The sequence below is a fragment of the Flavobacterium sp. NRK F7 genome, from assembly GCF_024054195.1.
Lineage (GTDB): Bacteria > Bacteroidota > Bacteroidia > Flavobacteriales > Flavobacteriaceae > Flavobacterium.
This window is the reverse complement of the sequence record NZ_JAMXLB010000001.1, coordinates 2,994,072-3,005,888: the sequence shown is the minus strand read 5'-3', so window position 1 is coordinate 3,005,888 and position 11,817 is coordinate 2,994,072. Positions and strand designations below refer to the sequence as shown.

Here is an 11,817-nt window from a genome sequence, read left to right as displayed (position 1 = left end):
TTTTTTATAAAAGTATTGTAACATAGTTTGTTACATGTTTTTCAAAAGTATTATAAAAATAAAAGTACAAAAACAGCATCCTTTATTTTAGGCTTGTTTTTGTACTTTTTAAATAACTTATAACAAAGAAACTTACTTCATGGGTGGCATCATTTGAGTTGCTAATTCTTGTGCTCTCGAAGCAATTTCATCTTGTACTTCCTTAATTCTCTTTTCATAATTTTTTCTACAATCGCTTCCAGCTTGATGAGAGGGACAGTTCTTTCTTGCCGCTCTTAATTGGGCGATTTCATCTTGCTTCGTTTTAAGCCAACTGACCATGTTTTCGGTTTTAGCTTTACCAGTTGGTAAATGAAAATCAAAAGATAGTATTTTATAACCGTCTGTATTAATTCCCCATTCTTCAATTTGTTCTAAATGTAATAATTTAGAAACGCCATCTTCAGCCTCGGTTACCGCTAAAAATTTTTGTTTTTTTTCTAATACATCTTTAAAAACACCGACTCCAAATCCCATTAGAGGAATACCTGTTGGAATTTGAGCTTCCTCTTTGGCAAACCAAAAGGTAATTCTTTTTTGTGAACCATCATTATCTGTAAATGTACCTCTGTAAGGTTCTAGCGGACTAGTATTGGTAATGGTGTTTGCATTCGCTTTGGCACTATTTAAAACTTCCAAACTTTTACTGTAGGTATCTGTAAATACATTTGAAAAGGTAAAACCAGAAGGCATTTTAATACAGATTTTTCCTTTTTCCTGATGCTCTACAAAAGCATACCAATCATTTTGAGCATTACGAATGATAAAATTAATTTTATACTGCTGCACATACGGATTGTTCTTTAAAGGTTGGAACAAGTCATTGTTTTCAATATCTGTTCCGTGAATGTACATGGAGTTATCATTACTATTTACCTTATACGTAAAATTTCCAGATTGATTATTAATAGCAATGTATTGCTCCATTTCATAATCAAATTTAAAAAAACCGTGAGGTTCAATAGGATTAATGGCAATTTTTGCTTTTAAATCAAAATATTTAGAATCGTCAAAAGGAGTTCCTTGTTCTATAGTTGGAATGGATTGCTGTTTTCCATCGTAATTCCATACCACTTTCATTTCGTGTTGTAAATGGAGTGGAACATCTGTAGGTGTTTCAAAAGGGTTTGGAATAACTCCAATAACCATTCCTAATGCAGCTGTTGCACTTAAACCGAGAATAATTTTGACAGCTAATTTCATTTTGGAGATTATATTTTTTGAAACTCTACACGTCTATTTTTTGCTTTTCCTTCTGCAGAATTATTTTCAGCAACGGGTTCATTTTCACCTCTACCTTGAAACATAAAGCGAGATTTGTCTAATCCTTTGTTATCAATAAAATAGTTCATTACTGAAGCTGCTCTCGATTTAGATAAAGTCATATTTTTTACCGAATCTCCATCACTATCAGTGTGACCAATAATATTCAAACGAAGGGTTTTGTCATCTTGTAATACTTTTGCCATTTTATCTAAAAATTCATACGATTCTTTTTTGATTTTATCCGAACCAGAATCAAATAAAATTTTTGTAGTTGAGAAACCTCCTTTTAGAATTAAGGAACGCAAGTCTTCTCCTTCTTCCGTTATTTTTACATTCGCAATAGCTGCAATATGGTTTTCTTTTGGATCCGTTCCTTTTAAATAAAATTGAATGTAGTTCCCCAAATTATTACTTAAGAATGAAGGTAGATCAATTGCTTTTTCATTATCAATAAAAACGCGCAAACGATTCCCATTTACAACTACTGTAAAATGTGTGGTCGTATTGAATTTTTCTTGCATTTTAAAGGGAATGTTATTGTCAATTTTGGCATTTGTTTTTCCCCAATTTTGAACGTTTATTTGATTGCATATGTTAGAACCTTTCCATAGAGAGAAGCTGAATTTACCACCGTTTTTTGGTCTGTTTAGAGTTTGTTCACTGGAAAAGTTAATACCAAATTGAGAACCGGATAGCCCTTTGTAATCCAAATTTTCTGTAACCAAATCAAATTCTAAAGCATAATTTTCTGGTAATTTATTTGTTTTAGCAGCATAGGTTCCGTTTGGATTTAATTTGAAAGCCTTGTTTTGCCCCACTTTTATAATTTCTCCACCCGAATTCGTGTCCCAATTCGCTGGGAAATCACCAAAATTATCTTGGTTAAAATCATCAGAAAATAGGATATCTCCATTTGGGAAAAAACTACTTCCTGTAACGATATCTTGCCCTTTTTTAGTTGAAGAAGATGAAGAAGATCCGGAACTTTCTTTACTTGATTTTTTTTCTTTTTTAGTCTTTTTTTTATCGGATCCAAAAACACTATCCATAGCTTGATCTGTCTTTTTTTCCGTTTCTCTTTCTACTCTTCGCTCAACTGTTCTTTCCGCTGCTCTTTCCGCTTTTTTCTTTAACTTATCGATCAATTGTGCATTACAAATATGGGTACCTAAAAGAAGCAGCAATGCGATACTACAATTTTTAATTTTCATAATTCTAGATTTTTAAGATTTTATATGTTTGTTTTTTTTGTTGTTTAATGGCTTGAATTTGAATATAGTAGACTCCTTTTGAATACGCATCAAAAGGAATGGTTACTTCGTTAGAAATTAAGAAGATATTCTCTTTTGAATACACCAAGTTTCCCAAGGAATTATAAATCATTACATTCATTCTTTCATTGTTATTCGATGTATTAAAGATAATAATATTTTTATTTATAGGATTGATTAATTGTAAATTCGCATGTTTTTCGTTAAAAAAAATAGTTTCTTCTAATAATTCTGGAGTTAACAATCGGGCTACAGCAAAATCCAAACTACTATTGTTATACCAAAAACCTCCTAAAATTATTCTTCCTTGTGAGTCTATTGCCATAGTACTGCTTTGGGTGTATAAATAGGTAGCATTAATATCGAAAGTTATGGCACCATTTACTCCAAAAGTGGCATCGAAATTGCCGTCTGCATTCAAACGGCTAACATAAAATTTACCTTCGGTATCGGCTCCATTCTGTGAGAAATAATCACCAGATACCAACCATTTTCCATCTTCTTGAGAGGCTATACTAAATAACGTATTAGCATCTCCATTATGATCCCAAACATGATAGCCATTTATTGAAAAAGTGGGGTCGAGTGTTCCATTTGCTTGTAATACAAAGAAAAGATAATCATAGTACGTATCGGTTGCTGTAAAACCAACAACACCAATTTTGCCATCAGTTGAAACGGCTAAATTAACAGCACTATCATAACTATATAATGAAAGTGCTGTATTTAAATCGAGTGTAAAAACGCCATTATTTGCAAAAGTAGTATCTAATGAACCATCTAGATTAATTTTTGCAACAAAAGCATTATCATCATTGGTAACATTTGAAGTATAGGTACCACAAAATACGATTTTTCCATCATTCAGTTGTACTGCTTTATCTGCATAGGAATAATTATCATTGCCAATATTAAAAGTAAGATACCCATTGGTTCCAAAAGTAACATCCACTGAGCCATTAGTAGTAAAAACAGTCAATAAAGTATATACAGGAGTAGTAGCTGTATCTTCTTCATAAGTACCTACTACTAGAATTCGGTCATCTGCTAGTTTTAAAATTCCATAACCTGCTTCATTATCTTCGGGATTTGTATTTATCCCAAAAATGGTGCTTCCATTGGTGCCAAAACTAGTGTCAACAGTTCCATTAGACAGAAAACGAGTAAGGACAATATCTGTAGTATTATTTGCATATTTTAGAGAAGAAAGAACAACAAATTTGCCATCAGATTGCAAGAAAGCATCCGTTACTGTATTTTGTTCATTTTGAATATCTAATATCGTAATTCCATCCACACCTGCTGTTCCAAAGGAAGGATCCAATGTTCCATTTTCTAAGTAGCGTGCTATTCCTATATCATAAAAATTAGTTGCATTTCGGGTGTTTCCAATGGCAATAATTTTTCCATCGGGTTGTGTTAGTAATTTTTGAATTTCATCTAAACCGTTTAGTGGAAAATTAGTGGTCACAATTCCATTCGTTCCAAAACTAGCATCCATCCATTCTTGAGCTTGTAAAGTAAAACTACTTACTACCAATATAGTTATAAGGAAATTTTTCATGTTGTTAGTTGTTTCATTAGAATTTTTTTTCTTGATACGTAATATTCTTTATCAAGAAAGGGTTGGTGTCTGTATTTATTCTGATTTCAGTCTTAGAAATATGATTATGAGTATCGAAAGTATGTGTAAAATGCGATTCTATGACATCTGATGAAACTAAATCTTCAAACCGGGTTTCTTTTACTGGTTTTGTACTCAGAAAATATAAATCTTGAAAAAAATTTTCTCTAAAATAACTATCTAAAATAGCTAAAGCAGGTTGAGATTTCATAAAATGATTGAAGCCATTTCCCGATTCATAGGTTACTTGTAGCGTTTTATCACTTGAGAAAAAATAATATTCGAAATTATTTTCGGCATTGAATTTCCAAGTGTAAGGAAAGTTGTATCGATAAAGATTCGAATTACTATCATAATCAATGTTATATTCAGTAGCAGCACCAGACGGATTTACCGTAATTTTAGTTACAATTCCATTAGTATATGAAATTTGATAATTGGTTTCTTCTCCAGAAGGCAAATCTGTAATTTTCAAATTGGAAAGTAATTGAAGGTCATTATAAGCACAATCGTAACTTATTTTAGTGCCTCCAGAAAGATTACGGGTTACATTTTGAATTAAAAATTCATTGGTATAACTGATATCTAACGTTTGGTAAGAGGCAGCTGAAGCTGGATAAATGATTTCCATGTTTACAGGTAACCAAATCGATTGGCTATCATCGTCATTATTACAGCTCATTAATACAAGCGTTAAAACAAAGAAAAGGGATTTATAGATATACTTTTTCATAACTCATTTATTTAGAATCTATTTCTTTTTTCGTAGGTAATATCTAATTGACTTCCACCGCCGCTAAAGTTATACACTACAGTTGTAATATTGTTTTCAGAGTCTCTTGTATGAACAAAGTCGAAATCTTGTACTCCAAATTGGAAATGATTGATTTGCTTTTGGTTGAAAAAATAAAAGAGATGGCCAACATATAAACCTAAATCGAATTGAAGCGCAATTTGAGGTGAAACATTTTTAAAAACACCTGAGTTATTGCTATCTAATGTTAGGATTAAATCAGAAGCAACAAAAGTGTTTGAATATACTGTTGGGTTATCACTAGCATCTAAAACAACGGTATTGGTATCGCCACCATCAGTAAGTGTATACGTATTTGTAGAAGAATTGTAAGTAATCGGGAAAGTTTCGGTTGTTCCACTCACATCATCAATAATTGAAGACAATTTTCCAGAGGCATTATATACAAACGTACGAACATCTGGTCCAGAAAGAAAGCCAGAATTGGCTACACTGGTTATTTTTCCATTGGTATACGCATATTGTTTGGTTTTTAGTCCTTGATTATCTTGAATAGTAATACTTGCAATAGTGTTATCATTATTGTAAGTTAGAGTCACCGTTTTATTGTTAACGGCATTGGTATAATCTGTCAGTTTAAGTTCGGTTGGGTAAGCATCTTGTGGAGTAGCATCATCATCATTATTACAAGATAATACTATTAAAAAGCAACATGCAAGGAAAAATGTTTGGAATGTTTTCATGATCATTTTTTTTTAAAATTTGTTTTCTTTAAGACTTTGTTTTTGTGAATAATATTTAATTCGTATTCTCCTTTTTCGAGATGGTTAATGTTTATTAGAATTTTTTGAGAAGGTATTTTTTGCAATTTACCTTCGTAATTATATTTCTTTTTATCAGCCATTTTTGTCTCAGTTTGTTTTCCAAAAGTACAGCGTAATTCAAAAGTTGTTTTGTGATAATGTAACAGGCTTTTGTAACATTGTAACAAATAAAAAAGCCTCTAAAATGAGGCTTTACGGGGGTTTTATAGATGGTTTTTTTTATCTTTTATAATATTCGGAAGGGGCTTTTTGATACAAATCTTTAAAGCATTTGGAGAAATAATAGACATCGTTAAAACCAACGGAGTAGGCAATTTCTGAAATAGAAAGTTTTTCGTTTTTTAATAATTCTACTGCTATTTTTAAACGTTCATTTCGAATAAATTCTGTAGTGGTCACTCCAAATAATGATTTTAATTTTCGATGCAATTGCATACGACTCACATGCATTTTTTCGGCAAAGGCTTCTGTATTAAAATCTTGATTGGTTATTTCAGCATGAATTACTTCTTCTATTCGAGAGATGAATTTTTCGTCTACAGAATCGATAACAATTTCGGTGGGTTTTAAAATCAATTCCTGACTGTATCTTTTTTGTAGTTTTTTTCTTTCGTTAATTTGTTGGTATACCAATTCTTTTAACAAATCATGTTGAAAAGGCTTAGTTAAATAACCATCTGCTTGATTTTTTATCGCTTCTAATTTTGTTTCTGGAGTCGTTTTCGCAGTTAGTAAAATGACTGGAATAAAAGAAGTTAATTCATTTGTTTTAATTTGCTTGGTAAATTCTAATCCGTCTATTTTTGGCATCATAATATCTGAAATAATACAATCTGGAATTTCTTTTTCAGCTATTTTTAATGCTTCTTCTCCGTTTTCAGCTTCATAAATTTTAAATTCTTCTTTAAAAATATCTTTTAAAACATTTCTTATCGAAGCGTTATCATCAGTGATTAAGAGGATTGGAAGTTCATCACTATATTCATTAGTGTCTGACGAAAATGATGCATCACTTACAGGTTCATTAGTATTGGCATAACTGACAACGGCATTTTTAAGATTGGTGTGTAATGGAATTTCGAAAGTAATTGTCAAAATACCATTTTCTAAATTTGTATGAATAGTGCCTTCATATAAAGTAATGAGTTCTTTTACTAGTGCTAATCCAATTCCAGCACCAGTTTGATTGGTGTTTTTTTGGTAAAAACGTTCGAAAAGTTTTTGTAAATCGGTTTTTGTAAGAGACGAATTATAATTACGAATACTTACTTTAAGAGTTTGGTTATCAACTGAGAGTTGTCCATTGACGATTGACGCTTCATCACTGTATTTGATGGCGTTATGAAGTAAATTTGTTGTAATTTTTTCTAATATATCTTTATCAAAGGGATAATTTTCGTTAGGAATATCGAAATCAAGTTCTAGTTTTTTATTTGATTCTTGCGCTAAATAGATAAAAGGGTCAGCAATACTATGTAGAAAATCATTCAGATTTCCTTCTTTTAGAATCAATTGTAATTGACCGCTGTCTATTTTGGAAAGTGCTAATAACTGATCTACTAATTCCAGCATTCTATTCGCATTCCTGTCAATTAATTGAAGTTGTTTTTCTTGCTCGGTTGTAGCGTCTTTTTGAAGTTGTTGCACCGGACTTTTAATAAGGGTAAGTGGTGTTCTAAATTCGTGCGAAATATTGGCAAAAAAGCGAGATTTTAAGGTGTTTAATTCTTCTAGTTTTTGAGCCGTTCTAATTTTGTTTTTGTAACCAAAAAACAGAAAGAATCCAGTTGCTAAAAGTAGTAAAGAAATGACGATATAAATATATTTTTGTTTTTCTGCTACTTGATGTTTAGTAGTTAGTAAAGCAATTTCTTGTTCTTTTTTTTCAGATTCGTATTTTTTTTCCAAAGACACAATTTTTTCATTTAGGCTCAATTCACTTTGTTTTTCCGACTCTTGTGAAGCCTTAGCAGCATAAGAAAGTGCAGTTTCAAATTCTTTTTCTGCTCCTTTAATATTTGCCAATCCTTTGTATATTTTTTCTAAAGATTCGGTATCTTTTCTTTTTTTGGCTTCCGTTTCAGCGAGTAAATAATTTTCTTCAGAAAGAGCATATTTTTTTTCCTGTCTATAAAAATCTCCCAAACTGATATAAGCATTTGTTAAATGATGGCTATTTTGATCCAGTTTTGCTAAACTGATTGCTTTTAAATAATCTTTCTCTGCTTGTTCTGTTTTTCCTATTTTCCCATAGCAATAAGCTCTTTTTAAATAAGCACCTAAATTGACATTCTTTTGTACATTATAGGTATTATTATATTGAATGGTTTTGTTTAAAAAAGGGATTACTTTTTCGTATTCTTTTTTTTCAAAATATTCTTCAGCTATATTGGTTTGCATGTTGGCAATATGCTTGGCATTAGCATTTTTTTCATAAATTTTCATACTTTCTTTAAAATAATAGATGGCTTTTTGATGCTGTTTTGTACGTTGCATCACATAACCTATATATTCTAAAAAGCTAGCATGTTTGATGGAATTGGTTAGTTTTTCATTTTTTCTACAAATTTCTTCACCTTCAATATAAAGGGCTAAAGCTTTCTCAAAGTCTAAGTTGTAAAAGGCTCTATTTCCTAATGCTAACAAGCCTGTAAGAATTACATTGTCATCTTTTGCTTGTTTTGCTAAAACCACTCCTTTATTGATAAATAAATTGGCTGAGTCTTGATTCGTGGAATTATATCGATAGCCTAATCGAATATAATGATTGGCAATACCAGATTTAAAATCAAATTTTTCCAATTCGGCAATTGCACCTAAATGTTCGTTTACAGAAGCTTGTCTAGAGACATAATTGTTATACCAATTGGAAAGGTTAACTCTTGAGTTTGAAATGTATTTTGGAATCTTTGCTTTTCTAGCAAAATCGAGACTTAATGATAAATTTTTAAAGACAGAATCTTTTTGTTTGTGACGATTTGCAATTTCTAAATATTCAATCGCTTTTAAAGAATCGGATTGCGAACCAATAATTCTTTGTCTAATAGAATCTATTTGCGATCCTCCTTGCGCAATTGTTTTAAAACTAATAATAAGAGTTAAAAAAAATACTATTTTTTTCATGCTGATTGTTTGTGAATGACAAGTATACAAAAAAAAAAATTTGATGCATGGATTACTGTAACAAGTTAAAGTTACAAATTTTTAATTTTCTGACAATCAGGTTTTAATGTGAAAGCACTTTTTTTTAACCTACTTAACAACGTTTGGCTACAATATTTGGAATGACATTAGAAATATAGTAGTTCATTTTTTCTACATTGGCTTTGTGGGAATCATTTGTATTGCGTTCTTGGATTTGATCCATTTCTTCTTGTGCGTTTTTATAATCTATTATTTTGGTCTCCAAACAAGCTTTTTCATCTTGAAGTTTATTGAAATCAGGATTTCTATTCGTCATTCGATCTAATTTTTTCTCAATGATAAGAATTCTTTTTTCGCATTCTAATTTTTTAACTTCAATGTCATCTTTGGGATCAAAACCTTCTAAAGCATAGCGACTATTTTGTTCCGCTGGAGCACCATCTTCAATGTATTTATTCATGGCTCTTTTGCGTTTGGATTCCATTACCGATTCTGTGTTTAAAATTTCTTGTTCTTTATTGGCAATTGTTCGTTCTGAATGGGTAGCTCTATTAATATTTTCTTGTTTTTTCGCTAAATAGTCTTCTTTTACATTGGTAACCCGCTCGTGGTCCTCTGCTACGATATTTTCTCTTTTGCGATAATTACTTCCATCAAAGCGAATGGAAACATTTTCAATATTTTCTATTTCTGCCGAACCCTTTTCATTTTCAATGCGTGTAACCAATTGGGTTTTGTTATCATTGTAAATATAGCCTAGACCTAAAAAACCTGCTGTTTTAGGATTGGAATTAGGGTTGAGTTGGGTTTCGTTTTGATTCGACAAATACACAAAATTTTCATGACCTGTTGCATCAGAAACATTGTGATATTCTTGCGAATTATAATTCTGACTGCTTACATTTAAGTTGTTTCCAGTAGGAGAGAAGTTCCGATTAAATTTTGCAACAGACATATTGGTTTGATCTACCGTAATTTCATTCATGGGTAATCTATTCACCACTTGTTTTACACCATTCAACTCAATATAATAATAGGTCTTTCCATTAGTATGGGTTAATCTATAATAAACTTTTACATTTTCGTTGTGTGGCAATTCGATGCCAATCATGGCTTCCATCATTTCTTTGTCCATGCCCATGTAACCTTTATTTGTATTCAGTAAAAAAGAGGTTGTATATGAGGTTCCCGAATTGGAATTAAATGAAAAAGTAATTTTTTTATCGAATGTAATTCTTTCGTTCGGATTAAAATCAGAAAAAATAACAGGAAGATTTCCAGAAGGAGTATGTACTGTATCTTTTACTGCTTCTTCTTCGGGATTAAAAAACAGATTGTTTTGGGCTTGAATATAACTCAAACCTAAACAAAAACAACATAAGAAAAGTCTTTTCATAACGTATATGTTTTTTTAAATGAACGGTTTATTGGTAAATAAAAATAAGTAAATTAAAAATACAATCCATTTTTTATGTCATTTTAGAGTTAATTACAAGTAGTTGTTGCATCTTTTATGATGGTGGTTCCTGTTGTTTCTAAATCACAAACACTTTGTGGAATACTAGTGATAAAATTATCGGAAACATCTAAAGTTGTTAAATGGGTTAGATTACTCAATTGCGAAGGAACTTGGGTTAACGAATTAGAATAGAAACTGAGATAATCTAATTGTGTTAATTGTCCTATACTAGAAGGAATTGTGGTAATTGTATTCGCACCAAAATCCAATCGCGTTAAGGTGCTTACTTGCCCTATTTCATTAGGAACAGTGGTTAAACTATTATTATATATAAATAAGCGATCTAAACTTTCCATCTGAGAAAGGGTAGTGGGTAAACTTGTAAAATGATTGTTGTTTAATCCTAAATAAGTGACTTTTTTTAAATTGCCAATTTCTGTAGGAAGTTGTTCGATAGCATTATTTCTCAGTTCTAAATAAGTAAGTTCTGTTAGAAATTCAATCGCAGAAGGTATCGTTGTTAATCCTTTGTCTATTAGGTTTAGACTGGTTACATTTCCTTCACTGTTTACACCTACATGTTCCCAGGAAGTTATTTCTGTTGCAGTAGTATCCCAACCTAAGGTGTTTCCAGGGTTTGCATTATAAATGGCAAGTAATGTTTCTCTTTGAGATAAGGTTACTGGTTGCGGACTTTCATCATCATTATTACAACAAATTGTAATTATAAAAACTACTACTATTGCGAAACGAGTTACTATATTTTTCATACTTTTAAAATAAAGAGTTAATGGTATTTCCTGCTACTATCAAAGTATTATTATTCATGTTGGCATCATCATTATTGATATTACCATCTATAAAAATATCGGGATCATAATTAATTCTTAGTATAATGTCATTTTGAAATTCGATAGTAGTGTCCCAATTTCGAGTATAGCTAAACGTAATTTCTCCGTCTACATTTATCACAGTTGGTAAGTTAGCAGTTGCCATGGTAGTTTCATTTGTAGTGCCTAAAGGACGTTCAATTAGATAAGCCACTTGTTGCCCTAAGGAAGAATTGAAATTGGCATTCCCTATATTTTTTATATGCCCTCTAATTCTCACTTCTCCAGTTGTGGCAGAGGTTTGTGAGACCATTTCATAGGTAATATCATCTGCTTTTAAATCTACAATTGAAGTAGTTGTTGTGTCATCATCTGAATTACAAGCTATTGCTAAGTAACACATACTTAGCAATATGGTTTTCATTTTTTTCATAGTTTCATTTTTTAAAAGTTGTTTTTTTTACGATTTTATTTTTGTAAATAATTTGCAATTCGTACCTGCCTTTTTCAAGATAATTGATGTTGAGATAAATCTTTTGAGAAGGAAGATTTTCTAAATGTCCTTCAAAATAATATTTTCTCTTCTTCGACATTGCTAATTGATTT

The 11,817-nt window shown here is 31.1% G+C and carries 10 protein-coding genes; all 10 read right to left on the bottom strand.

Annotated elements, in window-relative coordinates; all coding sequences use genetic code 11:
- Positions 1-132: 132 nt before the first annotated feature.
- The 10 genes from NHF47_RS13555 to NHF47_RS13510 all read right to left on the bottom strand — a co-directional run bounded on the left by NHF47_RS13555 (position 133) and on the right by NHF47_RS13510 (position 11,804).
- Positions 133-1,242 (bottom strand): hypothetical protein, encoded by a 1,110-nt coding sequence (locus tag NHF47_RS13555; RefSeq protein WP_252765437.1) that lies wholly within the window; start codon positions 1,240-1,242, stop codon positions 133-135.
- An 8-nt stretch (positions 1,243-1,250) separates the two neighbouring features.
- Positions 1,251-2,516, bottom strand: a complete 1,266-nt coding sequence (locus NHF47_RS13550; protein ID WP_252765436.1) for an OmpA family protein — start codon at positions 2,514-2,516, stop codon at positions 1,251-1,253.
- 4 nt (positions 2,517-2,520) lie between these two features.
- On the bottom strand, positions 2,521-4,140 hold the full coding sequence (locus NHF47_RS13545) for a T9SS type A sorting domain-containing protein (RefSeq protein WP_252765435.1): 1,620 nt from the start codon (positions 4,138-4,140) through the stop codon (positions 2,521-2,523).
- 16 nt (positions 4,141-4,156) lie between these two features.
- Entirely contained in the window at positions 4,157-4,933 is a 777-nt protein-coding gene (locus NHF47_RS13540) for a hypothetical protein (RefSeq protein ID WP_252765434.1), read from the bottom strand.
- An 11-nt stretch (positions 4,934-4,944) separates the two neighbouring features.
- The gene (locus NHF47_RS13535; protein ID WP_252765433.1) at positions 4,945-5,697 is read right to left on the bottom strand and encodes a hypothetical protein; all 753 of its coding nucleotides are present in this window, start codon (positions 5,695-5,697) and stop codon (positions 4,945-4,947) included.
- 300 nt (positions 5,698-5,997) lie between these two features.
- Positions 5,998-8,901 (bottom strand): response regulator, encoded by a 2,904-nt coding sequence (locus tag NHF47_RS13530; protein WP_252765432.1) that lies wholly within the window; start codon positions 8,899-8,901, stop codon positions 5,998-6,000.
- Positions 8,902-9,034: 133 nt separating this feature from the next.
- Complete coding sequence (locus tag NHF47_RS13525) at positions 9,035-10,318, bottom strand: hypothetical protein (RefSeq protein ID WP_252765431.1); 1,284 nt, start codon at positions 10,316-10,318, stop codon at positions 9,035-9,037.
- Between the two features lie 89 nt (positions 10,319-10,407).
- Entirely contained in the window at positions 10,408-11,151 is a 744-nt protein-coding gene (locus NHF47_RS13520; RefSeq protein WP_252765430.1) for a leucine-rich repeat domain-containing protein, read from the bottom strand.
- Between the two features lie 4 nt (positions 11,152-11,155).
- Entirely contained in the window at positions 11,156-11,644 is a 489-nt protein-coding gene (locus NHF47_RS13515) for a hypothetical protein (RefSeq protein WP_252765429.1), read from the bottom strand.
- 4 nt (positions 11,645-11,648) lie between these two features.
- Positions 11,649-11,804 carry a hypothetical protein gene (locus NHF47_RS13510; RefSeq protein WP_252765428.1) on the bottom strand — a complete coding sequence of 52 codons (156 nt, stop codon included), beginning with the start codon at positions 11,802-11,804 and terminating at the stop codon, positions 11,649-11,651.
- Positions 11,805-11,817 lie beyond the last annotated feature (13 nt).